Annotated in this window: 22 protein-coding genes and 1 riboswitch; of the genes, 4 read left to right on the top strand and 18 right to left on the bottom strand. The window is 67.6% G+C overall.

Translation table 11 applies throughout. From position 1 onward, the window contains the following. The 6 genes from PA01_18830 to PA01_10940 all read right to left on the bottom strand — a co-directional run bounded on the left by PA01_18830 (nucleotide 1) and on the right by PA01_10940 (nucleotide 7,245). The gene (locus PA01_18830; GenBank protein ID KAI5913103.1) at nucleotides 1–996 is read right to left on the bottom strand and encodes a DUF4040 domain-containing protein; all 996 of its coding nucleotides are present in this window, start codon (nucleotides 994–996) and stop codon (nucleotides 1–3) included. Then, entirely contained in the window at nucleotides 957–2,840 is a 1,884-nt protein-coding gene (locus PA01_10960; GenBank protein KAI5913102.1) for a hypothetical protein, read from the bottom strand. Before PA01_10960 ends, PA01_18830 begins: the two co-directional genes overlap by 40 nt. A gap of 145 nt (nucleotides 2,841–2,985) precedes the next feature. After that, a complete protein-coding gene (locus PA01_10955; GenBank protein KON82045.1) occupies nucleotides 2,986–4,242 on the bottom strand; it encodes a putative Na+/H+ antiporter in 1,257 nt (418 codons plus the stop codon). Nucleotides 4,243–4,320: 78 nt separating this feature from the next. Then, the gene (locus PA01_10950; GenBank protein KON82044.1) at nucleotides 4,321–4,974 is read right to left on the bottom strand and encodes a lactate utilization protein C; all 654 of its coding nucleotides are present in this window, start codon (nucleotides 4,972–4,974) and stop codon (nucleotides 4,321–4,323) included. Between the two features lie 88 nt (nucleotides 4,975–5,062). After that, a complete protein-coding gene (locus PA01_10945) occupies nucleotides 5,063–6,505 on the bottom strand; it encodes a LutB/LldF family L-lactate oxidation iron-sulfur protein (protein ID KON82043.1) in 1,443 nt (480 codons plus the stop codon). Further along, on the bottom strand, nucleotides 6,505–7,245 hold the full coding sequence (locus PA01_10940; GenBank protein KON82451.2) for a (Fe-S)-binding protein: 741 nt from the start codon (nucleotides 7,243–7,245) through the stop codon (nucleotides 6,505–6,507). The genes PA01_10945 and PA01_10940 overlap by 1 nt, the downstream gene beginning before the upstream one ends. A 134-nt stretch (nucleotides 7,246–7,379) precedes the next feature. Here PA01_10940 and PA01_10935 point away from each other — a divergent pair, with 134 nt between their 5' ends. Beyond that, nucleotides 7,380–8,114 (top strand): IclR family transcriptional regulator, encoded by a 735-nt coding sequence (locus tag PA01_10935; protein KON82042.2) that lies wholly within the window; start codon nucleotides 7,380–7,382, stop codon nucleotides 8,112–8,114. A 17-nt stretch (nucleotides 8,115–8,131) separates the two neighbouring features. On the opposite strand, the gene PA01_10930 is transcribed toward PA01_10935, so the two are convergent. From PA01_10930 to PA01_10920, 3 genes are all read right to left on the bottom strand, one after another. Next, a complete protein-coding gene (locus PA01_10930) occupies nucleotides 8,132–9,220 on the bottom strand; it encodes a serine hydrolase (protein ID KON82041.1) in 1,089 nt (362 codons plus the stop codon). Between the two features lie 158 nt (nucleotides 9,221–9,378). Beyond that, a complete protein-coding gene (locus tag PA01_10925) occupies nucleotides 9,379–10,509 on the bottom strand; it encodes a patatin-like phospholipase family protein (GenBank protein ID KON82040.1) in 1,131 nt (376 codons plus the stop codon). A gap of 110 nt (nucleotides 10,510–10,619) precedes the next feature. Then, the gene (locus PA01_10920; GenBank protein KON82039.1) at nucleotides 10,620–12,896 is read right to left on the bottom strand and encodes an NADP-dependent malic enzyme; all 2,277 of its coding nucleotides are present in this window, start codon (nucleotides 12,894–12,896) and stop codon (nucleotides 10,620–10,622) included. A 324-nt stretch (nucleotides 12,897–13,220) separates the two neighbouring features. Here PA01_10920 and PA01_10915 point away from each other — a divergent pair, with 324 nt between their 5' ends. Then, a complete protein-coding gene (locus PA01_10915) occupies nucleotides 13,221–15,065 on the top strand; it encodes a phosphoenolpyruvate carboxykinase (GTP) (protein ID KON82038.1) in 1,845 nt (614 codons plus the stop codon). Nucleotides 15,066–15,204: 139 nt separating this feature from the next. Here PA01_10915 and PA01_10910 read toward each other — a convergent pair whose 3' ends face one another. After that, on the bottom strand, nucleotides 15,205–15,927 hold the full coding sequence (locus PA01_10910) for a transglycosylase SLT domain-containing protein (protein ID KON82037.1): 723 nt from the start codon (nucleotides 15,925–15,927) through the stop codon (nucleotides 15,205–15,207). 586 nt (nucleotides 15,928–16,513) lie between these two features. On the opposite strand from PA01_10910, the gene PA01_18825 reads away from it, so the two are divergent. Both PA01_18825 and PA01_10905 read left to right on the top strand, forming a co-directional pair. Next, nucleotides 16,514–16,912 carry a hypothetical protein gene (locus PA01_18825; GenBank protein KAI5913101.1) on the top strand — a complete coding sequence of 133 codons (399 nt, stop codon included), beginning with the start codon at nucleotides 16,514–16,516 and terminating at the stop codon, nucleotides 16,910–16,912. Beyond that, nucleotides 16,897–18,057 (top strand): mechanosensitive ion channel family protein, encoded by a 1,161-nt coding sequence (locus PA01_10905; GenBank protein KON82036.1) that lies wholly within the window; start codon nucleotides 16,897–16,899, stop codon nucleotides 18,055–18,057. The genes PA01_18825 and PA01_10905 overlap by 16 nt, the downstream gene beginning before the upstream one ends. Before the next feature lie 67 nt (nucleotides 18,058–18,124). Here the strand turns inward: PA01_10905 and PA01_10900 are convergent, their stop codons facing one another. The 8 genes from PA01_10900 to PA01_10865 all read right to left on the bottom strand — a co-directional run bounded on the left by PA01_10900 (nucleotide 18,125) and on the right by PA01_10865 (nucleotide 25,793). Then, a complete protein-coding gene (locus tag PA01_10900; protein KON82035.1) occupies nucleotides 18,125–18,709 on the bottom strand; it encodes an ACP phosphodiesterase in 585 nt (194 codons plus the stop codon). A 12-nt stretch (nucleotides 18,710–18,721) separates the two neighbouring features. Then, nucleotides 18,722–19,600, bottom strand: a complete 879-nt coding sequence (locus PA01_10895; GenBank protein ID KON82034.1) for a LysR substrate-binding domain-containing protein — start codon at nucleotides 19,598–19,600, stop codon at nucleotides 18,722–18,724. 274 nt (nucleotides 19,601–19,874) lie between these two features. Continuing rightward, nucleotides 19,875–20,627, bottom strand: coding sequence for a 5,6-dimethylbenzimidazole synthase (gene bluB, locus PA01_10890; protein ID KON82033.1), 753 nt, complete (start codon nucleotides 20,625–20,627; stop codon nucleotides 19,875–19,877). 44 nt (nucleotides 20,628–20,671) lie between these two features. Then, nucleotides 20,672–20,861: riboswitch (cobalamin riboswitch) on the bottom strand. Nucleotides 20,862–20,886: 25 nt separating this feature from the next. Then, complete coding sequence (locus PA01_10885) at nucleotides 20,887–22,218, bottom strand: cobyrinate a,c-diamide synthase (GenBank protein KON82032.1); 1,332 nt, start codon at nucleotides 22,216–22,218, stop codon at nucleotides 20,887–20,889. Nucleotides 22,219–22,318: 100 nt separating this feature from the next. After that, nucleotides 22,319–23,173 (bottom strand): uroporphyrinogen-III C-methyltransferase, encoded by an 855-nt coding sequence (cobA, locus tag PA01_10880; protein KON82031.1) that lies wholly within the window; start codon nucleotides 23,171–23,173, stop codon nucleotides 22,319–22,321. 251 nt (nucleotides 23,174–23,424) lie between these two features. Continuing rightward, the gene (gene cobO / locus PA01_10875) at nucleotides 23,425–24,033 is read right to left on the bottom strand and encodes a cob(I)yrinic acid a,c-diamide adenosyltransferase (GenBank protein KON82030.1); all 609 of its coding nucleotides are present in this window, start codon (nucleotides 24,031–24,033) and stop codon (nucleotides 23,425–23,427) included. 3 nt (nucleotides 24,034–24,036) lie between these two features. Beyond that, on the bottom strand, nucleotides 24,037–24,816 hold the full coding sequence (locus PA01_10870; protein ID KON82029.1) for an ABC transporter ATP-binding protein: 780 nt from the start codon (nucleotides 24,814–24,816) through the stop codon (nucleotides 24,037–24,039). Continuing rightward, entirely contained in the window at nucleotides 24,813–25,793 is a 981-nt protein-coding gene (locus PA01_10865; protein KON82028.1) for an iron ABC transporter permease, read from the bottom strand. The genes PA01_10870 and PA01_10865 overlap by 4 nt, the downstream gene beginning before the upstream one ends. Nucleotides 25,794–25,847 lie beyond the last annotated feature (54 nt).

Genomic DNA, 25,847 nt, shown 5'->3' with positions numbered 1-25,847 from the left:
CTAGCCCTCCTGCCTGGGCGCGTCGGGAAGCCCGGGCGCCGGCAGTGCGTGAGCGGGTGCCGGCTGGTCGCGCCGGTCGATACGGCCGAACGTCGCCAGTATCAGCATCACGGCGCCGACGACGGTCAGGAACACGCCGGCATCGAAAGCCATCGCGCTCGAGAATTCGACGACGCCGAGCAGCGGCACTGCAACATGGCCGAAAGCGCTCGTCAGGAACGGATGGCCGACGATCCAGGCGGCGACTCCGGTCCCCGCCGCGACGAGCACGCCGGCACCGATGACAGAATGGTGATCCGGCCCGAGCCGCTGTTCCGCCCACGCTGCCCCGCCGGCGATGTACTGCATGATCAGCGCAATCGCGACGATCAGCCCGGCGACAAAACCGCCTCCCGGAGCGTGGTGACCGCGCAGGAAAATGTAGGCGGCGACGACCAGCGCGAGCGGCAGCATGATCCGCGCGACGACGGCCAGCATCAGCGGCCGGCGGTCCCGCGCGCGGGGCGGGGACGCTTCCTCCAGGCGGGCCGTCCTGACGAAGCGGCGCTGCGCACCGTCGAGCAACGCGAAAACCGTCAGCGCGGCGATGCCGAGGACGATGATTTCCCCGAACGTGTCGAAGCCGCGGAAATCGACGAGGATGACATTGACGACGTTCGCGCCGCCGCCGTCGGGAAGCGCGCGCTCGAGGTAATAGCCGGACAGCGTCTCGACGTCTCGCGTCATCACTGCCCACGCTGCCCCGCCGCTGCCGAGCCCGGCGAGCCCGGCCAAGGTCGCATCGCGCAGCCGGCGCACGCGGCCGCTCTCGGCCGGAGTCGTCTTCGGCAGCACGTTCAGCGCAAGAAGCATCAGGACCACCGTGACGACCTCGACGGCGATCTGCGTCAGCGCGAGATCCGGCGCCGACAGGTAGAGGAAGGCGAAAGCGACGATGAGCCCGATCACTCCGACGGTCACCAGCGCGAGCACCCGCTGGCGCTGGAGCACGAGCACGGCGGCGCAACAGCCGGCGAGCAGCAGCCACGCGACGATCGCGACCGGGGCGCGGCCAGCGTCTCGCGCACGCCCGCCGCGTGGCTGCCGCTGAAGAAGCCGACGTTGCCGATGAACACCGCGCTGCCGACGAGGAACGCGACGTAACGCCGCAGCGACCCGTTGTGCACGTCCACCGTCACCTGCCTGCAGAAGGCGACGCTGCCGGCGATCGCCGCATCGAACATCGGCTTGGCTTGCGGATGCGGCAGTGCCTGCCACGCTTCCCGCAGCCGCACATGGCGCGACAGCAGGAAAAGCCCGGCGACCAGCGCCACCACCGACATCGCGAGCGCAGGCGTCGGGCCGTGCCACAGCGCAAGCTCGTACTCGGGCAGCGGGCCGCCGACGACTGCCGCTGCCGCCGTCGCGACCAGCGGTCCCGCGAGCGCAGCGGGAAACAGGCCGATCAGCACGGCGATCGCGACGAGCACCAGCGGCGGCAGCCACAATCCGGCGGACGGGTCTTTCAGGCTTTTGGCATGGCGCTCCTGCCGTCGCGCGAAGAACACGTGCACGATGTAGCGAAACGAATACGCGACCGAAAACATCGCCGCCACCGTCGCGACGAGCGGCACGACCCAGCCCTGCCCCGCCCATTGCGTCCGCGCGGCCGCGTCGAGCATCATCTCCTTCGACAGGAAGCCGTTGAGCAGCGGCACTCCGGCCATCGACGCCGCAGCGAGCGTCGCGAGCGTCGCCGTCACCGGCATCAGCGCCGCGAGCCCGCCGAGTTGGCGGATGTCGCGCGAGCCGACTTCGTGGTCGATGATGCCGGCGGTCATGAACAGCGCCGCCTTGAAAGTCGCGTGATTGAGGATGTGGAACACGCCGGCGACCGCCGCGAGCGGCGTGCCGAAGCCGAACAGCATCACCACCAGGCCAAGGTGGCTGATCGTCGAGAACGCGAGCAAGGCCTTCAGTTCGTCCTTGAACAGCGCGACGACGGCACCCATCAGCATCGTCGCGAGGCCGGTCGTCGCGACCACGTAGAACCAGATATCGGTGCCGGAGAGCACCGGCCACAGCCGCGCCAGCAGGAACACGCCGGCTTTGACCATCGTCGCCGAATGCAGGTAAGCCGATACCGGCGTCGGCGCGGCCATCGCATGCGGCAGCCAGAAATGGAACGGGAACTGCGCCGATTTCGTGAAGCAGCCGCCGAGGATCAGCAGCAGCGCCGGCAGGTAATGCGGTGACGCGTGGATCTGGTCGCGCTGCTGCAGGATCACCGTCAGATCGAAGGATCCGGCGATGTCGCCGAGGATCAGCATGCCGGCGATCATCGCCAGGCCGCCGGCGGCGGTCACCGCAAGCGCCATCCGCGCCCCTTGCCGGGCCTCGGGCAGGTGCCTCGAATAACCGATCAGCAGGAACGACGACAGGCTCGTCAGTTCCCAGAAGATCAGCAGCAGCAGGACATTGTCCGACAGCACGATGCCGAGCATCGCCCCCTGGAAGAGCAGGAGATAGGCATGGAAGCGGCTGCCCGAGTCGCGTTTCGGCAGATAGAAACGGGTGTAGGCGATGATCAGCAGGCCGATGCCGAGGATCAGCACGGCGAAGAGGAAACCCAGCCCGTCGAGCAACAGGTTCGCGTTCAGGCCCAGCCCGGGAAGCCACACCCACCCGGCCTGCACGACGCCGCCATCGAACACGGCAGGCGCGTGCAACAGCAGCAGCACGAAAGCGAGCAGACTCACCGAGAACGCCGCGAGCGCGGAGGCGGTGCTGCCGGCGCGCCCGAGCAGCGCCGGCAGCACCGCCCCGACAAAAGGCAGCATCACGATCAGGGCAAGGCTCATGCGACTAATCCTCCCCGACCTTCGACGGGCCTCTAGCCGGCGCAGCGGCTGCGAGGCGAAGACAGCTGCCCGCTCCCCGCGACAGCGCGTGGACGCCTTCCCGGCTGTCGGTTGCCGAGACGTTTCACGCCGGGATCATTCGCCATCACAGCAGCTGGAATGCCAGCACCGCCACCAGAGTCGGCGGCAGCGCCGTGACGAGCAGGCCCAGCGGGTTGATCGCCTCGTCCTCGAAATTGCCGCGCAGGATCGCGAAGCCCGCGGGGTTCGGTGCGTTCGCGATCACCGTCAGGCCGCCTCCGGTGACCGCTCCGGCAACGAGCGAATAGCGGAACGCTTCGTCGGTGCCTTCGACGAGCGAGCCGAGATAGGTCAGCGCGGCGTTGTCGGTGATCGCGGTCAGCGCGGTGGCGCCGAAATAAAGGGCGGTCGTGTCCATGCCCGCAAGGATGTCCTGCAGCCACCACTGCTGCAGCGCCCCGAGCGTCACCAGCCCGGCGAGGAAGAAGCCGACCAGCAAGCCCTCGCGCAGCATCAGGCGGTCGTGATAGTGCCGGTAGCCTTCGGCCACGCCGAGAAACAGCAGGAACAGGCCGACGAACACGATCGGGTGATGGGCGAAATAGACGATGCCGGCGAGAAACGCGACGTGCGCGATGATCAGCGGCCAGGGCACGGTGCGGTCCTTGCTCCGCGCGTCGACCTTCAGCGCCTTCAGTTCCCGTGTGAACAGGAAAGTCGCGATGCCGGCGTTGACGAACACGGCGAGCGCCGCTTTCCAGCCGAAATGGCCGAGCATGTACCACAAGTCCCAGTTCCACTTCGCGGCCACCATCAGCACCGGCGGCGCGGCAAAATGCGTCAGCGTGCCGCCGATCGACACGTTCACGAACAGCGCGCCGAGCGTGACGTACTTGAGCCGGTGCGAGATCCCTTTGGCGTAGAAGTTGTCGCGCAGCATCAGCGCGGCCAGCGTCATCGCGGCCGGCTCGGTGATGAACGAGCCGAGCAGCGGCAGCGCAGACAGGCACACGAAGTAGAACGCGACGCTGTCATGGAGTGGAATGTAGCGGGCCAGCGCACGCGCGCCGATCTTGCACAGCTCGAGAATCGGCCGGCTCGCGGCAACCACCATGATGATGAACACGAACGCCGGTTCGGTGTAGTTGAGCCCTTCGAGATAGGTCGTCGGGGCGCTCGCACCGCTGGTCACGGCCATGAAAATGAGCAGCACGAACGCCCAGAAGCCGAACACGACTTCCACTTCGCCGAGCAGGTGCCAGATGCCGGCGTGATTGGGCTGGAGGTGAGCGAGATGCTCGAAGTACTTGGTCAGGAACGTGTGGGCGACCGCCACCGCGAACAAGCCGGTGCCGACCATTTCGAGCATCGAAGGATTCATTCAGACCTTGCCATCGTCAAAAAATCGGAAGCGCCCGATTATAGGCGGTCAGGCGCCGTGTTTCCGCCGCAATAGCCGCTACTCGCCGTGCACGAGGACCAGATGCACGCGGTATGGCCCGTGCGCGCCGAGCACGATCGTCATTTCGATGTCACCGGTGCGCGACGGGCCGGAAATGAAATTCACCGCGCGCGGCAGTTCGCCGATTTCGCTGCGCGCGAGCGCCCACGCCTCTTCCATCGCCGGGACGATGCGCGACATCGGCACCACCGCGACATGTGTCTCGGGCAGCAGGCTCGTCGTCGCGGGGGTACGCGGGCCGGAACAGGTCATCAGCGTGCCGGTCTCGGCGATCGCGCAGAAGCAGCCGGTGATGCCGAGCAGATCCGCGTCGCCGGCGGCGCGCGGCTCCAGCGCCAGGCCCGCTGCCGCCCAGTCCAGCCCGGCAAGCGCAGGCCACACGACTCCGCGACGGCCGAGCGCGCGGGCGTCGAGATACCGGGCAACCGCAGCCGGCACGTCGGCGAGCGCTGCGACCTCGTCGATCGTGCTCGACATGCGCTCCGCCTCGCGACGGAAGCGGGCGGCGAGATCGGCGTCGAACAACGGACGCGGCCCGGCAGTCCGCAGCTCCAGGGCCGCTTCGACTTCGGCCCGCGCCGCTTCCCGGTTGGGCTCGCTGCGACCCAGCGCGGCACGGATGCGCCCGAGGATGTCGTCACGCGCGTTCATTCTTCGCCTGCGCCGGTGGCATCCGCAAAAGACCGCAGGCGGCGCAAGTGCACGCCGGCCGCGCCAGGTTCGAGCAGCGCGCTGCGCTTCATCGCTTCCTCCTCGCCTCGTGTCGGATCCGCTCGGCATACAGTTCGCGGAACGTCCGCCCTTCCGGCGCGGCCAGATCGCGCCCTGCCGTCCAGTCCGGCGCGGCGCGCAGCGCGCCGATGCGGTCCGTGCCGCCGGCGCGCCGGTTCAGGTAGCGCACCGCGATGCGCGCCGCGAATCCGTACAGCGCCGGGCGGCTCGCGATCCAGCCCCACAGCCGCAGCGCGAGCCGTTCGCGCCACGGGCGCAGCTTCAGCTCGACCTGCTTCTCGCGCAGCTTGCGCAGCAGTTCCGGCAGCGGAATCTTCACCGGGCAGACGACGCCGCACTGGTTGCACAGCGTCGAGGCGTGCGGCAGGTCGAGCGCGTTGTCGATGCCGGTATAGAGCGGCGTCAGCACCGAGCCCATCGGTCCCGGATAGACCCAGCCGTACGCGTGCCCGCCGACGCTCTGATACACCGGGCAGTGGTTCATGCACGCGCCACAGCGGATGCAGCGCAGCATCGGCTCGAATTCAGTGCCGACGAGGCTCGCGCGGCCGTTGTCGACGAGAATGACGTAGAGGTGCTCGGGGCCGTCGAGATCGTCCTCGCCTTTCACTCCGGTCAGCACCGACACGTAGTTCGAGATGCGCTGGCCGGTCGCCGAGCGCGGCAACAGCCGCATCAGCGTCGAGAAGTCCTCGAGCGTCGGGACGAGCTTCTCGATCCCGGTCACCACGACATGCACTTTCGGCAGCGTCGTGACCATGCGGCCATTGCCCTCGTTCGTCACGAGCGCGGCCGAACCGGTCTCGGCGATGAGGAAGTTCGCGCCGCTGATGCCCATTTCGGCGCTGAGGAAATGCTCGCGCAGGACTTCGCGCGCCTCGCGCGCCATGCCGGCGATGTCGTCCTTTTTCGGCGTGTGGTGGGTGCGGGCGAAAAGCTCAGCGACTTCCTCCTTCGACTTGTGGAAGACCGGCGCAATGATGTGCGAAGGCGGCTCGTTGTCGTTGATCTGCAGGATGTATTCACCGAGGTCGGTCTCGACCGGCTCGATCCCGGCGGCAGCGAGCGCCGCGTTGAGACCGGCCTCTTCCGACAGCATCGATTTCGACTTCGCGGCTTTCGTCACGCCGTGGCGGCGCGCGATGTCCACGACGAGCCGGCAGATCTCCGCCCCGTCCCGCGCATACAACACTTCCGCGCCGCGGGCGCGTGCCTTGTCCTCGAACGTCTCGAGCCAGACGTCGAGGTTGGCCAGCACGCGGTCGCGGATCGCGCTGGCGGCATCCCGCAGCGCCTCGAAGTCGGCGCCGGGAGCGGCATCGTAGTCGGCCACGGCCTGCGCCCGCCCCTCGACGAAGCGGCTCTTGGCCTTGCCGAGGTTCGCCTGCAGCTGGCGGTCCGCGAGCTTGTCGCCAGCCCGCGCCTTGAAGAACATCGCCTGCGAGCGCATCAGTCTTCCCCGGCCAGCACCTCGGCGACATGCAGCACGCGCGTGCGCTCGTCGCCGCGGCGACGCAGCCGGCCTTCGATGTTCAGCATGCAGCCCAGATCCCCGAGCACGACCGCGTCCGCTCCCGTCGCCCGGATGTTGTCGCACTTGCGATCGACGATGCGCGTCGAAATGTCGCCGAACTTCACCGAGAACATGCCGCCGAAGCCGCAGCACTCCTCGCTCGCGGCCATCTCCTTCAGCTCGACGCCGGGCATGTGCGCGAGCAGCGCGCGCGGCTGCGCCTTCACGCCCAGTTCGCGCAGCCCCGAGCAACTGTCGTGGTAAGTCACCGTGCCTTCGAAGTCGCCCGGCACTTCGGCGACACCGAGCACGGAGACGAGGAAATCCGTCAGTTCGAAGGTGCGCGCCGCCAGCGCCCGGGCGCGCGCCGCGGCGGCCGGATCGTCGTCGAACAGCTGCGGGTAATGCACGCGGATCATGCCGGCGCACGACCCCGACGGCACGACCACGTAGTCTAGGCCTTCGAATTCGACGATCAGCTTCAGCGCCAGCGCGCGCGCGACGCGGGTGTCGCCGGAGTTGAAGGCGGGTTGTCCGCAGCACGTCTGGGCGGCGGGCACGACGACGTCGCAGCCTGCCGCTTCGAGCAGCCGCAGCGCGGCGAAACCGATGCGCGGACGCATCAGATCCACCAGGCATGTGACGAACAGGCCGACGCGCATTTTCTCTTTCGTCATTCCGACAACCGCCATTTCATTTCACTAGGCGAAATTACGACGCCCGAGTAAACTGTACAAGTTAAGGAAAACCCGCAGTGACCCGCGTGACATCTCCCCCCGAAACCAAGAATCCGATCCAGGTCGTCGAGCGCATGATGAAGCTGCTCGACGTCCTTGCCCATCACCCCGATCCCGCGCCGCTGAAGCAGATCGCGCAGGAGACGGGCCTTCATCCCTCGACCGCGCACCGCATCCTCGGCGCGATGTCGCAAAGCGGTTTCGTCGAGCGCGGCGAAGGCGGCACCTACCGGCTCGGCATCCGCCTGCTGGAACTGGGGAGCCTCGTGAAGTCGCGCATTTCGCTGCGCGAGACGGCGATGCCGGCGATGCTCAAGCTCCACGCGGCGACCGGCGAGAGCATCAACCTGGGCATTCGCGATGGCGACGAGATCGTCTATGTCGACCGCACGTCGAGCGGCCGCTCGGCCGTGCGCGTCGTGCATATCGTCGGCGCGCGCGCTCCGCTGCACACCACCGCCACCGGCAAGCTCTTCCTCGTCGAGGACGGCCTGGAGCGCGTGCGCGAATATGCGCGCCGCACCGGCCTGCCGGCCTCGACCCCTGGCTCCATCACCGACGCCGCCACGCTGGAAAAGGAACTCGACAAGGTGCGCCGGCACGGCATCGCGTTCGACCTCGACGAAGTCGAAAACGGCGTGCGCTGCATCGCTGCCGGGATTCGCGACGATTCCGGCGAACTGATCGCCGGCCTGTCGCTGTCGACTCCATCGGAACGCTTCAATCCCGACCGCGCGCCCCTCGTGCGCGAAGCCGCCGACGAAATCTCCCGGGCGCTCGGTTACGTCCCGAATCGCCCCGCCCACTGACGAAGGCCGAGCAGCGCCTAGCCGTTACCGCCCGGGACGATGCTTGCGACGCGCTGGGCACCCACCGCCTCGAGCCACTTCTTGATCCGCACGGCATCAGCGGTGCGCGTGTAGCGCCCGTCCGAATCCATCAGCACGATGATCACCGGCTGGTCGAGCAGCCGGGCCTGCATCACGAGGCAGCGCCCCGCCTCGCGGATGTAGCCGGTCTTCGACACGTCGATATCCCATTCGGGACTGCGGACGAGCGAGTTGGTGTTGCCGAAGCGATGCATCCGCCCGCGGATCTCGACATGGTCTTCGCTGCTTGTCGAAAAGCGGCGGATCAGCGGATACGTGGACGCCGCGGCGACCATGCGGACGAGATCGCGCGGACTCGAGACATTCGCCGGATCGAGGCCGGTGCTGTCGCTGAAATGCGTGTCGCCGAGCCCGACCAGGCGGGCCTTGACGTTCATCGCCTGGACGAACGCAGCGATGCCGCCGGGGTAACTGCGGCCGAGCGCCGAAGCGGCGCGATTTTCCGACGACATCAGCGCCAGGTGCAGCAGCTGCTCGCGCGTGAGCCGGGTGCCGAGCGCGAGCCGCGACCCCGTCCCCTTGATCGTGTCGAGGTCGTCCGCGGTGATGACGATCTCTTCGGACAGGCTCTGCCCGCCGTCGAGAACCACCATCGCGGTCATCAGCTTCGTGATCGATGCGATCGGCAGCACCGAGTCGCTCTTCTTCTCGAGGATCACTTCGCCGGTCGTCTGGTTGACGACGACGAAAGCCGCGGAGCGCAGCTGTGGGTTACCCAGCCGGTCGACTTCGGGCCGGACCTCGACCGGAGCCATCGGCGCGATCGGGGCCGCCAGCGAGCGACGAGCAGACACTTTGCGCAGCACCGGTTTGCGCACCGTGGCCTTGCGCACCGTGCCCTTGCGCACCATCGTCGCCTTGGCAGTTTTTTTGCGTATCGTGTAGCGGACCGGCGCCTTTTTGGTCGCGGTCGATTTGGCCGTCCGGGCCCGCTCCTGTCCGGTCGCGGCGGCAGCGGGTTCTATCCCTCCGGTCTGCAGCAGGGCAAGACTCAGCAGGGCAACGACAAGGTGGCGAAAAGTCATGGTAGGCGAGCCGGGAAGTGCGCGGGATGGCACTTTTATTTTTAATCAAATTAAGCAGATATCAAGTTTTTTTGAAGTGGATTCAAAAAACCTCAGATACATTGTTACATCAACACGACGGGATGGGTTGGCGCTTACACAACTGCCCGAAAAAAAGTTCACAGCCGCAGAAAAGCGGCGACCTCGTCCCGCCGCGCGAGAGTGTCCTGGAACCCCATATCCATCAGCGCGCGCGTGAAAGCGGGCTCGAACAGCAGGTAGGACAGCAGCGTCGAACCTTCGCGACGCATCGCGCCGACGCCGCGCAGCAGCGTTCGCAGTGCCAGCGGCAGCGTGCCGCGATGACGGCCGGCGATCGCGTCGAGCCGTTTCGACGGCGAAATCACCAAGGTTTCGATCGGCCGCAACGCGAGACCTGCCGCGTCGCGCTCGGCAGCGGTGAAGGCGTTGAGCGTCGCGTTGATGCGCTCCATGCGCTCGAGGTCGACGGCGAGCCCGTCGAGGAAAATGCTCGACAGCGCGTGGCCGGCGATCTGCGCGAGCGGCGGATAGTCTTCGGTGCGCTGACGCCCCTCTTCGGCGAGCCGGCCCGAACCGATCACGAGAATGCGCTCGGCTCCCATGTGGATCGCCGGGCTGATCGGCGCGAGCTGGCGCATCGAGCCGTCACCGAAATATTCGCGATTGATCTTGACTGCCGGAAACACGAACGGAATCGCGCTCGACGCGAGCAGGTGCTCGATGCCGAGGTGCGTCGGCATGCCGACGCGCTGGGCGCGGCGCCATGGCAGCACTTCCGGGGCCGCTTCGAAAAATGCGAGGTTCTCGCCGGACGAATAACCCGATGCGGCGACGCTGACGGCATGAAGGTGGCCTGCGTCGATCGCGCGGCGGATCGCCGAGAAGTCGAGCACGCGCTCGAGCAGCGCGCGCAACGGGCTGTTGTCGAGCAGCGAGCGCGGCGTCTGGCGTACCGCCCAGCCGAACATCAGCGCGCCGCCCCAGCGCAAGCCGGTGCCCATCAGCGCTGCGGCGTCAGCCCGATACACCTGGTCGACGTGAAAATTGCGCCAGATCCACGTCAGCTTGCGCACGCCGGCATTGAAGTCGGACGAAAACACCGCGAGCGCCGCGGCGTTGATGCCGCCGGCCGACGTGCCGCACAGGATCGGGAACGGGTTTCCCGGCTGCCGTCCCCGGATCTTGCGGATCGCGGCGAGCACGCCGACCTGGTAGGCTGCGCGCGCGCCGCCCCCCGTCAATACCAGCGCCGCCTTCCCTTCCGTCATGCGCCTCCCGCGTCGATCGAACCTGGCGGGGAAATGATGCCACGGCGTGCGGGCGGCTGCGGCCACGACGCACGCACGCACGCACGCATGCGATCACGCTGCCGGCAGGTTCAGGACTGGCCCTGCGCCGCCTCGACTGCCGTCAGGGCGGTCATGTTGACGATGCGGCGCACCGTCGCCGACGGCGTCAGGATATGCACGGGCTTGGCCGCGCCGAGCAGGATCGGCCCGATCGTCATGCCTTCGCCCGCGGCCGTCTTGAGCAGGTTGAACGCGATGTTGGCGGCATCGAGCGTGGGGAAGATCAAGAGGTTGGCCGGCTCGCGCATGCGCGAATTCGGGAAGATGCGCAGCCGCAGTTCGGCGTCGAGCGCCGCGTCGCCATGCATTTCGCCTTCGACCTCGATGTCCGGATGGCGCTCGTGCATGAGGCGCAGCGCCGTGCGCATTTTCTCGGCGGTCGGCGAATCGGCCGAGCCGAACGACGAATGCGACAGCAGCGCGACTTTCGGCGTCAGGCCGAAGCGCGACATCTCCTCGGCGGCGAGCAGCGTCATCTCGACGATCTGTTCCGGCGACGGGTCGTAATTGACATAGGTATCGGCGAGGAACACGGTGCGCCCGGGCACGTTGACGACGTTCAGCGCGTAGCAGTTTTTCACGCCCGGCTTGCGGCCGATGACGCTCTCGATGAACTTCAGGTGCAGCGCATGCATCCCGTACGTGCCGCAGATCAGGCCGTCGCCGTAGCCGTGCTTGAGCAGCAGCGAGCCGATCAGCGTCGTGCGCCGGCGCACTTCCTTCTTCGCGTAATCGACCGACACGCCGCGCCGTTCCATAATCTGGTGGAAATCGGTCCACAGCTCCTTGAAGCGCGGATCGGAATCGGGGTTCACCAGCTCGAAGTCCTGCTCCGCGCGGATGCGCAGCCCGAAGCGCTCGATGTTCGTCGTCACGACGTCCGGACGGCCGATGAGGATCGGGCTCGCGAGGCCTTCGTCGACGACCGTCTGCACGGCGCGCAGCACGCGCTCGGATTCGCCTTCGGCGAAGATGATGCGCTGGGCCGTGCCGCGTGCAGCGGCGAACACCGGCTTCATGATCATGCCGGAGTGCCAGACGAAGTTGTTGAGCTGGCTGCGGTACGCGTCCCAGTCGCCGATCGGTCGCGTCGCGACGCCCGACGCCATGCCGGCGATCGCGACGGCCGGAGCGATCTTGACGATCAGGCGCGGGTCGAACGGCCGCGGGATGATGTACTCCGGCCCGAAGCCGGACACTTTCTCGCCATACGCCGCCGCGACGATGTCGCTCTGCTCGGCGCGCGCGAGCTCGGCGATCGCGTGGACCGCGGCGAGCTGCATCTCGTCGGTGATCGTCGTCGCGCCGACGTCGAGCGCGCCGCGGAAAATGAACGGAAAGCACAGCACGTTGTTGACCTGGTTCGGATAGTCCGAACGGCCGGTCGCGATGATCGCGTCGTCGCGCACCGCCTTCACTTCTTCGGGGAGGATCTCCGGCGTCGGGTTCGCGAGTGCGAGAATCAGCGGTTTCGCGGCCATTTTCGCGACCATCTCGCGCTTGACGACGCCGCCCGCCGACAGCCCGAGCAGCACGTCGGCGCCTTCGATGACTTCGGACAGCGTGCGCGCCGACGTCGGCTTCGCGTAGCGCGCCTTGATCGGGTCCATCAGCGTCGTGCGACCCTCGTAGACCACGCCTTCGATGTCGGTGACCCATATGTTCTCGACCGGGATGCCGAGCTTCTCGAGCAGTCGCAGGCACGCGAGCGCCGCCGCGCCGGCACCCGAGGTCACGAGCTTGACCTTCTTCAGGTCCTTGCCGAGCAGATGCAGGCCGTTGAGCACCGCGGCGCCGACGACGATCGCGGTGCCGTGCTGGTCGTCGTGGAACACCGGGATCTTCATGCGCTCGCGCAGCTTCGACTCGATGTAGAAGCACTCCGGCGCCTTGATGTCCTCGAGGTTGATGCCGCCGAAAGTCGGCTCGAGCGCGGCGATCATGTCGATCAGCTTGTCCGGGTCGTTCTCGGCGATCTCGAGGTCGAACACGTCGATGCCTGCGAACTTCTTGAACAGCACGCCCTTGCCTTCCATGACCGGCTTCGCGGCGAGCGGACCGATGTTGCCGAGACCGAGCACTGCAGTGCCATTGGTGACGACGCCGATGAGGTTACTGCGCGCCGTCAGGTTCGCCGCTTCGCCCGGATCCTCGACGATCGCATCGCACGCTGCGGCGACACCGGGGGAATACGCCAGCGACAGGTCGCGCTGGTTCGACAGGACTTTGGTCGGGGTGACCGAAATCTTGCCGGGTTGCGGGTAGCGGTGATAGTCGAGAGCGGCGCTGCGAATCAGTTCATCCATGACGATCCCTTCGGTTGTTCGTATCGTGGCGCATCGCCACCGGACACATTTGTTGTACGCGGCCCATGCGAGGCAGCTTCTTCGGGCGACTCGGGCGAGGGTTTCGCGCCCGTCGTTAGCGAAAGAAAAGCTTTCAATGCCGTTTCGGGCACCCGCCGGCCCGTGGCATAATATTAGGCTTTCGCCGACTGTGGTTAACCCTAGTAGTTTCCACAGTTCGGGAAACGGGGCGGTCACCACGACCCCTCGTCCCCGCCGGCCGCAAGGCTACAGGCTCGACCGACGGGACCGGTTCCGCTTCTGTAATCTGGAGAGCTCGTCGCCATGAATCACCGCTTTTCCGAGGCCGCCCTGGCCGCCACTCCCACCTATGTCCGTCACGAAGGCCTGAAGAAATGGGTCGCCGGCATCGCGGCCCTGACCGAGCCCGAGCGGGTCGTGTGGTGCGATGGTTCGGAGGAAGAATACGACCGCCTGTGCGCCGAAATGGTCGCCTCAGGCATGCTGATCAAGCTGAATCCGGAAAAGCGCAAGAATTCCTACCTGGCATGGTCGGACCCGTCCGACGTCGCGCGCGTCGAGGACCGCACCTACATCTGCTCGAAGGACAAGGCCGACGCCGGCCCGACGAACAACTGGGAAGACCCGGCGCGGATGCGCGAGACGCTCGACGGCCTGTTCGCCGGCTGCATGCACGGGCGCACGATGTACGTGATCCCGTTCTCGATGGGCCCGCTCGGCTCGCCGATCGCACACATCGGCATCGAGATCTCCGACAGCCCGTACGTCGCGACGAACATGCGCACGATGACGCGCATGGGCCGCGCAGTGTTCGACGTGCTCGGCAGCGATGGCGAATTCGTCCCGTGCGTGCATTCGGTCGGTGCGCCGCTCGCCGACGGCGAGCAGGACAGCCGCTGGCCGTGCAACCCCGACACCAAATACATCGTCCATTACCCCGAGACGCGCGAGATCTGGTCGTACGGCTCGGGCTACGGCGGCAACGCGCTGCTCGGCAAGAAATGCTTCGCGCTGCGCATCGCCTCGACGATGGCGCGTGACGAAGGCTGGCTGGCCGAGCACATGCTGATCCTCGGCGTGGAATCCCCGGAAGGCGAGAAAACCTACGTTGCCGCCGCGTTCCCGTCGGCCTGCGGCAAGACCAACTTCGCGATGCTGATTCCGCCGAAGAGCTTCGACGGCTGGAAGATCACGACGATCGGCGACGACATCGCGTGGATCAAGCCGGGCAAGGACGGCAAGTTCTATGCGATCAACCCGGAAGCCGGCTTCTTCGGCGTCGCGCCGGGCACGTCCGAGAAGACGAACTTCAACGCGATGGCGACGCTGAAGGAAAACATCATCTTCACGAACGTCGCGCTGACCGACGACGGCGACGTGTGGTGGGAAGGCATGAGCAAGGAAGCGCCCGCCCACCTAATCGACTGGCAGGGCAACGACTGGACACCCGAGATCGCGAAGCAGACCGGCCGCAAGGCCGCGCACCCGAATTCGCGCTTCACCGCGCCGGCAGCGCAATGTCCGTCGGTCGATCCCATGTGGGAAGACCCGCAGGGCGTGCCGATCTCGGCGTTCATTTTCGGCGGCCGCCGCGCGACGACGGTGCCGCTGGTGTATGAAGCGTTCAACTGGAACTTCGGCGTCTATATGGCCGCGACGCTCGGCTCCGAAACCACTGCCGCGGCGTTCGGCGCGCAGGGCGTCGTGCGCCGCGACCCGTTCGCGATGCTGCCGTTCTGCGGCTACCACATGGGCGACTACTTCAACCACTGGCTGCGCATGGGCCACGTGGTCGAAGACACGCCGAAGATCTTCTGCGTGAACTGGTTCCGCATCAACGAGCGCGGCGAATTCATGTGGCCGGGCTTCGGCGAGAACATGCGCGTGCTGAAGTGGATCGTCGACCGCGTGCGCGGCCGCGTCGCCGGCAAGGAAACGGGCCTCGGCTGGATGCCGAAGTTCGAAGACATCGACTGGACCGGCGCCGATGTCACGCGCGAGCAGTTCGAGGCGCTGACGACCGTCGACGCCGACGCGTGGAAAAAGGAACTCGCGCTGCACAAGGAGTGGTTCGACAAGCTGCAGGACCGCCTGCCGCGCGAACTGGTGTTGAAGCGGGAACTGTTCGAGCTGACGCTCGCGGTCTGACCCCGGCTGCCGGGTGCGCTGCGGCAGCCGGTGAACAACAAAAAGCGCCGATCCGTCGGCGCTTTTTCGTGTCCGGGTCCGCAGTGCGGCGATCAACTACGCAAGGAAAATCCCGGCAACCGGATGCCGCGGTGAAAATTCAGGCGCCGGTGCCGGCCTGCAGGTCGCGGCCCGCTGCGCTGATCAGCCGCTTCTTCATCGCGAGCACCTTGTTCGCGTATCGCGCCTGCGGATCGCTGCGCGCGCCGCCGTAGTACTGCAGCGCCGCCTGCAGGCTGCCGAAACGGCGCAAGCCTTCGGCGAGCACCTGCGTTCCGACACGCACGTTCAGTTGCGGATCGAAAAGCGGATTTTTCCGGTCGACGTCGCCGATCTTGTCCATGTGAAAGCGCGGGATCACCTGCATCAGGCCCTGCGCGCCCATGCTGCTCACCGCAAGCGGATTGAAGCTCGACTCGATCGCCATCATCGCGACGATCAGCAGCGGATCGATGCCGGAGGTCCGCCCGTGATGCTCCGCGGCCGCAAGCACCGGCTCGAGCATCGTCGTCGGCACTTTGTAGCGCCTCGCGACGTAGTCCCGCACCCGCCTCATCTCGGACGAGAGCCCCTCCTCGGCGCTCACCTTGCGCTGCACCGGCAGCATCGCGGGCGTCGACAGCACCACCGGTGCGACTTCGACGGCAGCCTCGCTGGCCGGGAACATGCCCAGGTCGACGAACTTGACGGGCTCATGCTTCAGATAGGCGCTGCCGAGCCATCCTGCTGCCAGCATCCCCACCACCAATGAAGCCTGGGCAAAACGAACAACGACGTTGGGGGTAGTGCGCTTGCCCCCGTCGCCATGAGTTGCGTGGACCATGGTTCCTCCGTGCTGCGACCAGGCGCATCGATGTCCCGCCGTCGGCCGAAAACGGGCGCAACGGAGCCCGGGTACTGCATCGGGCGGGGAACCGGTCGCGAACGGAATGGCGTGACCGGCTATCGAAGTACTCGGTCTTCAGTGGTCGTTCAGGCAAGCCGCCGCAACTTGACGACGTGCCCCCGCGGTGCGCGCGGCCATGCTTGTCTGCGCCGTACGGGAAGTGAAATTCCGGCGCCGCACCTAACCAAATCAATCGAATCAGAATGTTGCTGTCAGCTGCTGCGATGCAACAACGGTTGCAATGTATTTACAGAAAGGTTTTCTGTCAACGCGCGCGACGCAAGATCGGGGCCCGCTTCCCCCGACTTCGGGGCGCAAAGCGCGACAGCGCAGGGGGATTCGCAATTGTGAAGAAATGTAGTTTCTGCGCCAAAATGCGCCTTGCCGCTTGACCGGAGGTCTTTTGACCCCGAGCGAAATCCGGTTGAGTTCGCTGGCTTCGCGCAGCGGCTAATGCGTTTGGTCCAAACTACTTTTCACCGTACACTCTTTCGTCCCTCGAACAGCCAGAGGAGACGAATCGATGGGTGGAATCGCCGCAGAAATCCGTTTCGCCAGCGAGGAAGTCCCCGCTTCAGCGGGCGATAGCATCGACGACACATTGCGCCGCCGCCGGCGCGCCGCAAAGGAAGCGCTGATTAAATCAAAACCGTTCGGGCTGAGCCTGTCAAAGCCCTTGTTGTTGCAGGGAATGCCCTTCGACAAGCTCAAGGCGAACGGAATAAATCAGCGCTTCCCAAACGGAGCCTTCCAGTCGGGCCGTGTCGCTTTCACTTTCGCTTTCGCTCACCGGCGCCTGAACATCATCAGTCGCGACGAGCGATTTTCCGCCCGGCGAAATGCCCGGACCCATGCCCGGACCCGACCGGCACGAACACTTTCCCGCCCTTTTCCCGACGAGCAAGCATGTTTCGCGAACTGATCCACAACAACGCGCTCCAGGACTGGAGCTACGCGCTGCTCGCCGTCGTCGGCAGCATGCTCATCCTACATACCGTTCGCCGGCTGCTGCTCGCGCGCCTGACCGCGGTCGCGCCGACGACCGACAACGGCGTCGACGACTTCCTCGTCGAACTCCTTTCGGTGACGCGAATCCTGCTCGGCGCCGCGATCGGGCTCTACGTCGCGACGCGCTTCCTGACGCTGCCCGAAGCGCTCACGACCGTCGTCAACCGCCTCTTCGTCAGCCTGCTGCTGCTGCAGGCGGGCTTCTGGGCGAACCGCGGCTTCGATTTCTGGCTGCGGCGCCGTTTCAGCGTTACCGCGCCGGGCGACCCCGGCGCGCGCGCGATGACGCGCTCGCTGCTCACGTTCATCGGCCGGGTCGTGCTGTGGGCGCTGGTGCTGCTGCTGATCCTCGACAATCTCGGGCTCGACGTCACCGCCCTGATCGCGAGCCTCGGCATCGGCGGCATTGCGGTCGCGCTCGCGGTGCAGAACATCCTCGGCGACCTCTTCGCGTCGCTGTCGATCGCGGTCGATCAGCCTTTCGTGATCGGCGACTTCATCATCGTCGACGACCTGATGGGCACCGTCGAGCATGTCGGCCTCAAGACGACGCGCGTGCGCAGCCTCAGCGGCGAGCAGATCATCTTCTCGAACAACGACCTGCTGAAAAGCCGCATCCGCAACTACAAGCGCATGCAGGAGCGGCGCATCGCGTTCCCCGTCGGCGTCACCTACGACACGCCGGCCGACCGCCTCGAAGTCATCCCGGAGCTGATCCGTCAGGCAATCGAAGCCCAGCCGGAGGTGCGCTTCGACCGCGCGCACTTCAAGGGCTTCGGCGCGTCGTCGCTCGACTTCGAAGCGGTCTACTACGTGCTGAAAGCCGACTTCCTCGTCTATATGGACGTCCAGCAGGGCATCAACCTGCACCTCGTGCGCGCTTTCGCCGAGCGCGATATTGAGTTTGCGTTCCCGACGCAGACGCTGCACGTCGACGGTCGCCTGCAGGTCGAACGCGCGTTGCGGGCGGCCGAACCCGGCGCGGAGAAACCCGAGGAGCGGCGGCTGTCGCCGGCGCCGGAAGCGCTGCAATCGTGGGCGAAAGCAGGAACACGATAGGGTTCTTCCGCGCTGCCCGGGGCGAAGCGTTTTTCGGGCGGCCGGCGGGAAAAACGGCGAGGAACCGTCACCGCTGCGCGCGGCAGCGTTCGGCGTAGCGCTGCGCGTCCGCGATGAACGCGAAGAAATCCGACTCGAAGCCGGCATAGTCCGACTGCAGTTCGGCACCGCTTCCGGCCAGCGGATTGGCGCGCCGCAGCCGCAGCGCGATGCGGTCGAGCGCGTGCGACGTCGCATCAGCCGACCGGTACGAACCGAACCAGTCCGCGCCGACGATGCGCGGGAGAATGTCTGCCAGCGGGGGCGGCAGCATCGGCCCGTTCGCCTGCAGCAGCGCGTACAGCCGCGTCGTGAAGACCTCGAGCGGCTCGTCGCCGAATCGGCTCCAATGCAGGGCGAGAAAGTGATCGTAGAACATGTCGACCATCACGCCCGATACGCGCCGGCGCGCGGTCGACACCCTTGAGCGGCTGCGGACGAAAGCCGGATGGGTGTCGGCGAAAACGTCGATCTGCCGATGCAGCCGCACTCCGGCCGCGACTTCCGGTGGCAAGCCGGCCGGCAGCGGCCCTTTGACGAAGTCGCCGATCAACCCGCCGAGCCGGTCCGCCGGCGACTCACCGGCCAGATAGGCGTGCGCAAGAAAGTTCATCGCCGTACCGCCTCAGGCGAAGACGCCGGCGAGCCAGGCGATGAAATCCCGCACCACTGCCCGCTTGTGCTGCGCTGGCGTCGCAACGGCGTAATACGTGAAGGGCGCCGGAGCAGTCACGCCGAACAGCGGCACCAGCCGGCCGGTGTCGACCCACGCGGCCGACAGCCGGCGGGTGCCGACGGCGGCCCCGAGCCCCGCTGCGGCAACTTCGAACAGCATGCCGAGATCGTTGAACACGGCGCCGCGCTCCGGCTCCGGCCAGTCGAGCCCGGCGGCGGCGAAACACGGCCGCCATGGCAGCAGCGGCGAGCGCAGCAGTTCGGCGCGAGCGAGATCGGCGACGCCGCGCAGCGCGCGCGCCGCGATCCACGACGGTGCCGCGAGCGGCATGACGACGTCGTCGAACAGCTTGCATACGGTGCGCTCCGGATAATCGCCCCGTCCCCAGCGCACCTCGACGTCGGCGGTTTCGGCCGTGACGTCCTGCAGCGGGATCGACAGATGCATCTCGACTTCGACTTCCGGGTGCGCGCGCAAGTATTCGGGCAGGCGCGCCATCAGCAACTGCCGCGCGAACGTCGGCGGCAGCGACACGCGCAGCCGCTCGCGCTCGGGCTGCAGCAGCGCGCCCGCCTGCGCGAGCTTGCCGAACGCCTCGCGCACGCTCTCGAGGTACAGGCGCCCCACCGTGGTCGGGCGCACCCCTGCCGGCGTGCGTTCGAACAACGGCGTGCCGAGCATCGCTTCGAGCTGGCGGATGCGGTGGCTGACAGCGCTCGGCGTCACGCACAGCTCGTCGGCCGCCTGCGCGAAACCGCCGAGCCGCGCCGCGGCTTCGAACGCCGCCAGCGCATGCATCGGCGGGACGCGACGCACGACGCTGCTCATCGTCCGCCATCCGCGGCGAGCCGCGGGACCGCCTCATGGCGAAAACGGTCGACCGGATGGTCATCGAGATCGGAGTCGGGGGCGGACACCAATGGCACCAGTTTCGAGCAAAGCCCTTGTGGATCATCGACGGGGACGTGCGCCCGGAACAGCAGACGCCGGAACCGGCGCCGCCGACGGGGCAGCGGAAATCGATTGTACCGTTCAATCCCTGCGGTTTGGGCATCCCGGGCGGCCACGCGCCCGCCCCCGGGAGACCTTCACTGCAGCCGCATCAGCGGCTTGTAGCACCCGCAGCGGCCTGCGCTTCGCGAACGGACTCGATGAGCGCCGCGTCCGAGTCGTCCGCCGGCCCCTGCCAACGGTCGAAATGCAGCAGCGCGTCGAGCGGCTGGCGCGCGAGCCAACCGGCCGATTCCAGTTCCGGCTTCTGGTAGAAATGGCTCACGTGGCCGATGCACAGATACGCGACCGGGACGATGCCGGACGGAATGCCGAGCGCCTCGCGCAGCGCCTTCTGGTGGAAAATGCTGACCCAGCCGACGCCGAGGCCTTCGGCGCGCGCCGCGAGCCACAGGTTCTGCACTGCGCACACCGAACTGTAGACGTCCATCGTCTTGATATGCGTGCGGCCGACGACGACCGGGCCGTTGCGGCTGCGATCGCACGTGATGCACAGGTTGACCGGCGCTTCGAGGATGCCTTCGAGCTTGAGGCTGCGATAGGTGTCGCGCTTGTCGCCTTCGAACATCAGCGCCGCTTCGGCGTGGGCAGTGCGGAACGCGTCATGCACCCGCTGCTTGACCTCGGGCGAACGCACGACGACGAAGTCCCACGGCTGCATGAAGCCCACGGACGGCGCGTGGTGCGCGGCGTTGAGCACGCGCGCGAGCACCGCATCCGGGATGGGTTCGGGCGTGAACTGGCCGCGCACGTCGCGCCGCGTGTAGATCGCGCGGTAGACGGCGGCGCGCTCGTCGTCGCTGAACGAAGGTTGGTCCTGCTTTGCCTGCATCGAACTGCTCATGGATATTCCCCTTGTGGGAGCAGTGGGGCGCCGCGGTCCAGGCGGCTGCCAAATGGTCTCGAGGCCGGTCTTCCGACTGAGGCTCGACTCGTCCGGGCGCCTTCCCGGCTTTCGCCAGTGGCTGGATACTTCCTGCCCGGACGATCCTCATCACGGCGCTGGGCACGTCGCGGAATCGCACCGCGTTCCCGATTCTCCCGCGCGGGCGCGGGCACCTCGAGACGGTTCAAAAAACGTTGTTCGCTTCGTTCGATTTCCTTCATTGCGGTGCAACGCGTCGAGGCGCTCGGCCGAACAGGCCCGCGACCGCAGCCGGGTTCGACGGGAAATAGAAATGCACATAAGACGCTGTCACCCGCCCGCGGCGATAGATCGCTTCGCCTTCGCGCCCGTCGGGCGTGCGCGCGCGCAGCAGCGGCGACAGCGACGTGTCCGACTTCGAATAGTGGAACGTGTGGCCGGCGAGCCGCCCTTCCGGGAGCTCGGCGACCTGCATCCCGAGCGCCGCGAGCCGCGGCTGCATCACCGCGCGTCCGGGCAGCAGGCCGACGAGCGGGTGCGGCTGCCCGGCCGTGTCGACGATCTCGTCGAACAGGCTCATCATGCCGCCGCATTCGGCGAGCAGCGCGCGGCCGGCCGCGGCGTGTGCGTGCAGCGCGTCGCGGAAGCCGCGGTTGGCCGCGATCGTCGCCGCATGCAGCTCGGGATAGCCGCCGGGCAGCCACACCGCGTCGCAATCGGGCAGCGCATCGCCGGCGAGCGGCGAGAAGAACGCCAGCCGAGCGCCGAGCGCGGAGAGCGTGTCGAGGTTCGCCGGATAGATGAAGCCGTACGCGGCGTCGCGCGCGATCGCGATCGTCGTGCCGGCGAGCAGCGGCCGGATCTCCGGCATGCGCGCCGCGGGAAACGACACCGGCGGCGGCAGCTCGGCCGCGCCGGTCGCCGCGAGCGCGTCGGCGAGCCGGTCGAGGCGCTCGACGAGGTCGCCGATCTCGGCAGCCTGAAGCACGCCGAGATGGCGCTCCGGCAGCGCGGCTTGCGGCTCGCGCGCGACCGCGCCATACCAGCGCATCCCTTCCGGCAGCGCGGCACGCAGCATTTCGGCATGGCGTGCGCCGCCGACGTGGTTCGCGAGCACGCCGGAAAACGGCAGATCCGGCTCGTAATGCGCGAGCCCGTAGGCGATCGCGCCGAACGTCTGCGCCATCGCGCGCGCATCGATCACGGCGAGGACCGGCAAACCGAAGCGGCGCGCGATGTCGGCGCCCGATGGCGCCCCGTCGAAAAGCCCCATGACGCCTTCGACGAGGATCAGGTCCGCGTCGGCCGCGACGCGATGCAGCCGCCACGCGGCGTCAACCTCGCCGCACATGCCGAGGTCGAGGTTGTACACCGGCGCGCCGCTTGCGACGGCATGGATCTGCGGATCGAGGAAATCGGGGCCGCACTTGAACACGCGCACCCGCCGCCCCTGGCGCGCATGCAGGCGGGCGAGCGCCGCGGTCACAGTGGTCTTGCCTTGGCCGGACGCCGGCGCCGCGACGAACAGGGCCGGGCAGGAAGTCGGGGCGGCTTCGATCGCGAGGCTCATCGCCGCTCCCGTCCCGCCGCAATCGCGGAGTCGAGCCCTGGCGGCAGCATCGCCGCTGCGCGGCCCCCGTCTCGATCGAGCTCCACTTCGTATGGAAGCGTCATGGCTTCGGCTCGGGCTTCGGGTGCACGACGGTGCAGCCGACATGCGGCGCATGCGGCACCTGTTCGCCCTCGTCCGTCGAAAACCACGCGAGTCGCGGGTACAGGCCGACGACGTCGCCGACGATCGTCAGCGCCGGCGGACGGATGTCGGCATCGCGAACGACATCGGCAAGCGTCGCGAGGGTGCCGACCGCGACGCGCTGCGCGCGCGTCGTGCCCCGCTCGACGACGCCGGCGGGGGTCGCCGCCGGAAGGCCATGCGCAATCAGCTGCCGGCAGATTTCGGCGAGCCGCGAAATGCCCATGTAGACGACGAGCGTCTGGCCGGGGCGCGCGAGCATCGGCCAGTCGAGGTCGAGCGCGCCGTCCTTGAGAAAGCCGGTCGTGAAGACGACCGAGCGCGCATGATCTCGATGCGTCAGCGGAATGCCGGCGTACGCGGCGACCCCCGCGGCAGCAGTGACGCCGGGGACGACTTCAACGGTGATGCCCGCGCCGACGAGCACCTCCATCTCCTCGCCGCCGCGGCCGAAAATGAAAGGATCGCCGCCCTTGAGCCGCACGACGCGCTTGCCCGCCTGCGCGAGCCGCACGAGCAGGCGGTTGATCTCGCCCTGCGGCAGCGTGTGGTCCGACGCCTTCTTGCCGACGTAATGGCGCTCGGCCGCGGGCGGCGCGAGATCGACGATCACCGGGCTGACGAGGTTGTCGAAGACGACGGCGTCGGCGCCGGCGATCAGGCGCGCGCCGCGCAAGGTCAGCAGCTCGGGGTCGCCGGGGCCGGCGCCGACGAGATAGACGTGGCCGGCAACCGGACCGGGTCGCGGCGAGGGAATATCAGGCAGGGACATCGTTTTCTCTCGGCTCCATTGCGGTATCGATCAACCCGTTGTCAGCCGGGCAGCTAAATCCGGTTCGCTCCGGACCGATTTGTCGAAGCCCGGGCAGCGCCCTTCGACAAGCCTGTCCTGAGCGACGTCGAACGGCTCACGGCGAACGGTTGTTATTGGATTGGCGGTTGAGGCGGAAGAAACCGCAATCGCGTAGGCATTCATTTCGAGGTCTTCCGCCAGTCCGTTCGCCGCCCTCCCTGTTCTCGCAGTCAGAACTCGACGCCCGGCATCGCTTTCACGCCGGCCGAAAACGCGTGCTTCACCGGCCCCATGTCGGTGACGGTGTCGGCGACGGCGACCAGCTCCGGCGGCGCGGCGCGCCCGGTGACGACGACGTGCTGGTCGGCCGGGCGCGCGACGAGGTCGGCGATGACGCGCGCGACATCGAGGTAGCGATATTTCAACGCGATGTTCAGTTCGTCGAGCACGACGAGGCCGATCGCCGGATCACGCAGCAGCGTCTGCGTCTGCGCCCACGCCGCTTCCGCGGTCGCGACGTCGCGCGCCCGGTCCTGCGTATCCCACGTGAAGCCTTCGCCCATCACGTGCCAGACCACCCCGGGCTGGCGGCCGAAGAACGCCTCCTCTCCGGTGTCCGAGCGTCCCTTGACGAACTGCACGACGCCGACTTTCATGCCGTGGCCGAGTGCGCGCGCGACGACACCGAACGCCGCGCTCGATTTCCCCTTGCCGTTGCCGGTATTGACCACCAGCACGCCGCGTTCGATCTGCGCGGCGGCGATTTTTTCGTCGATGACCGCCTTCTTGCGCTGCATGCGTGCGGCGTGGCGGGCATCTTTTTCGATCGATTCGTTCATGGCTCAGTCCGGAAGAAAAACGGTTCGTCCGTCGACCGCGACGCGGCAGATCGGGTGGTTGTACGCGTGGCTCAGGCGGTCCGCCTGCAGCACTGCGTCGCGCGCGCCGGCCGTCACGCCGCCGCGCCCGTCGAGCAGGATCACATGATCGGCGAAGCGCGCCGCAAGGTTGATGTCGTGCAGCACCATCACGACGCCGCGTCCGTCTCGCGCCAGCTGCGCGAACAGCTCGAGCACTGCGACCTGGTAATGCAGGTCGAGATGGTTCGTCGGTTCGTCGAGCAGGAACAGGCGCGGCGCCTGTGCGAGCAGCGCGGCGATCGACACGCGCTGGCGCTCGCCGCCGGACAGACTGAGGATGTCGCGCCCGGCGAGCTCGGCGAGTCCGACTTCGGCGAGCGCTGCGCGCGCGATCGCGACGTCCTCGTCGCTTTCCCAGCCCCAGCGGCCGAGATGCGGATGGCGGCCGACGAGCGCGGTCTGCAGCACCGTCGCGGAGAAATGATCCGGCTGCTGCTGCGGCAACAGCCCGCGAAAGCGCGCCGCGGCAAGCGGATCCCAGTCGGCGTATTGCCGCCGGCCGAGCCGCACGCTGCCGACCGACGGCTCGCGCAGGCCCGCCAGAGTATGCAGCAGTGTCGTCTTGCCGGCGCCGTTCGGCCCGAGCAGCACGAGGCACTCGCCGGCCGCCAGGCGCAGGCTGAACTCGCAGCACAGCCAGCGCTCTGCAACTTTCAGCGCGAGGCGGTCCGCTTCGAGGAGGATTTCGGCAGCGGCGTTCATCGCGGGTGGCGCGACAGCAGGAACAGGAACACCGGCACGCCGATCAGCGCCGTCAGCACGCCGACCGGCAGCTGTATCGGTGCGATCACCGTGCGCGCTGCCGTATCGGCGACCGTCAGCAGCGCGCCGCCGGCGAGCATCGCGGCGGGCAGCAGCACGCGCTGGTCGTTGCCGAGGACGAAGCGCACCAGGTGCGGGACGATCAGCCCGACGAAACCGACTGAACCGATCAGCGTCACTGCCGCCGCGGTCAGCAGCGACGCGAGCACGTACAGCAGGTAGCGCAGCCGCTCGACGCGCACGCCGAGCGCGCGCGCCGACAGCTCGCCGCGCGCGAGCACGTTCAGGTCGCGCGCGAACGGCAGCACCGCGACCAGCCCGACGGCCATCAGCACCAGCGCCGGCCACGGCCGCGACGCGCCCGACGCGTCGCCCATCAGCCAGAACAGCATCGACTGCAGCCGCGTATCGGTCGCGAGCGACAGCATCAGCGTCACGGCCGCGCCGCAACCGGCCGCGACGATGACACCGGTCAGCAACAGCCGCGTCTGCGTCCACGAGCCATCGCCGTGCGCGAGCCCGAACACCAGCAGCATCGCGCCGAGGGCACCTGCGAACGCCGCCGCATCGACGAGCCACGGCGCGAGGCCGAGCAGCATCGCCCCGAGCGCGCCGACCGCCGCCCCGCCGGAGATGCCGAGCACATAGGGGTCGGCGAGCGGGTTCCTCAGCAGCACCTGCATCAGCGCGCCGGCGATCGCGAGCAGTCCGCCGCACGCGAACACCGCGACCGCGCGCGGCAGGCGCAGTTCGCGCACGACCGTCGCCGACATCCCTTCGGCGCCGGCGAAGAGCGCCGCGACGATGTCGGAAAACGGGATCGCGAGGTCGCCGGCGGACAGCGCCCACGCGAGCGCGAGTGCGCCGCAGAGCGCCAACGATCCGAGCGTGACGAGGATGTTCCTCTGCGAAGTCATGTGCTTGCCGAACTCCAGGCCCCGGCGCGAGCGCGGCCTCGCTGCCCCGCCGGG

Origin of the sequence: Azoarcus sp. PA01 (assembly GCA_001274695.2) — a bacterium.
Lineage (GTDB): Bacteria > Pseudomonadota > Gammaproteobacteria > Burkholderiales > Rhodocyclaceae > Aromatoleum.
The sequence above is the reverse complement of the archived record's forward strand: the minus strand, read 5'-3'. Positions and strand labels throughout refer to the sequence as shown.

Excerpts from the sequence above, each read along its gene's own strand:
- PA01_10920 (KON82039.1), bottom strand. The coding sequence starts at position 12,896 with ATGGATGAACTGATTCGCAGCGCCGCTCTCGACTATCACCGCTACCCG.
- PA01_10940 (KON82451.2), bottom strand. The coding sequence starts at position 7,245 with ATGACGAAAGAGAAAATGCGCGTCGGCCTGTTCGTCACATGCCTGGTG.
- PA01_10895 (KON82034.1), bottom strand. The coding sequence starts at position 19,600 with ATGAGCAGCGTCGTGCGTCGCGTCCCGCCGATGCATGCGCTGGCGGCG.
- bluB (KON82033.1), bottom strand. The coding sequence starts at position 20,627 with ATGAGCAGTTCGATGCAGGCAAAGCAGGACCAACCTTCGTTCAGCGAC.
- PA01_10885 (KON82032.1), bottom strand. The coding sequence starts at position 22,218 with ATGAGCCTCGCGATCGAAGCCGCCCCGACTTCCTGCCCGGCCCTGTTC.
- PA01_10955 (KON82045.1), bottom strand. The coding sequence starts at position 4,242 with ATGAATCCTTCGATGCTCGAAATGGTCGGCACCGGCTTGTTCGCGGTG.
- PA01_10900 (KON82035.1), bottom strand. The coding sequence starts at position 18,709 with ATGAACTTTCTTGCGCACGCCTATCTGGCCGGTGAGTCGCCGGCGGAC.
- PA01_10905 (KON82036.1), top strand. The coding sequence starts at position 16,897 with ATGTTTCGCGAACTGATCCACAACAACGCGCTCCAGGACTGGAGCTAC.
- PA01_10935 (KON82042.2), top strand. The coding sequence starts at position 7,380 with ATGATGAAGCTGCTCGACGTCCTTGCCCATCACCCCGATCCCGCGCCG.
- cobA (KON82031.1), bottom strand. The coding sequence starts at position 23,173 with ATGTCCCTGCCTGATATTCCCTCGCCGCGACCCGGTCCGGTTGCCGGC.
- PA01_10925 (KON82040.1), bottom strand. The coding sequence starts at position 10,509 with ATGACGGAAGGGAAGGCGGCGCTGGTATTGACGGGGGGCGGCGCGCGC.
- PA01_10960 (KAI5913102.1), bottom strand. The coding sequence starts at position 2,840 with ATGAGCCTTGCCCTGATCGTGATGCTGCCTTTTGTCGGGGCGGTGCTG.
- PA01_10950 (KON82044.1), bottom strand. The coding sequence starts at position 4,974 with ATGAACGCGCGTGACGACATCCTCGGGCGCATCCGTGCCGCGCTGGGT.
- PA01_10930 (KON82041.1), bottom strand. The coding sequence starts at position 9,220 with ATGACTTTTCGCCACCTTGTCGTTGCCCTGCTGAGTCTTGCCCTGCTG.
- PA01_10910 (KON82037.1), bottom strand. The coding sequence starts at position 15,927 with ATGGTCCACGCAACTCATGGCGACGGGGGCAAGCGCACTACCCCCAAC.
- PA01_10870 (KON82029.1), bottom strand. The coding sequence starts at position 24,816 with ATGAACGCCGCTGCCGAAATCCTCCTCGAAGCGGACCGCCTCGCGCTG.
- PA01_18825 (KAI5913101.1), top strand. The coding sequence starts at position 16,514 with ATGGGTGGAATCGCCGCAGAAATCCGTTTCGCCAGCGAGGAAGTCCCC.
- PA01_10945 (KON82043.1), bottom strand. The coding sequence starts at position 6,505 with ATGCGCTCGCAGGCGATGTTCTTCAAGGCGCGGGCTGGCGACAAGCTC.
- cobO (KON82030.1), bottom strand. The coding sequence starts at position 24,033 with ATGAACGAATCGATCGAAAAAGATGCCCGCCACGCCGCACGCATGCAG.
- PA01_10915 (KON82038.1), top strand. The coding sequence starts at position 13,221 with ATGAATCACCGCTTTTCCGAGGCCGCCCTGGCCGCCACTCCCACCTAT.
- PA01_10865 (KON82028.1), bottom strand. The coding sequence starts at position 25,793 with ATGACTTCGCAGAGGAACATCCTCGTCACGCTCGGATCGTTGGCGCTC.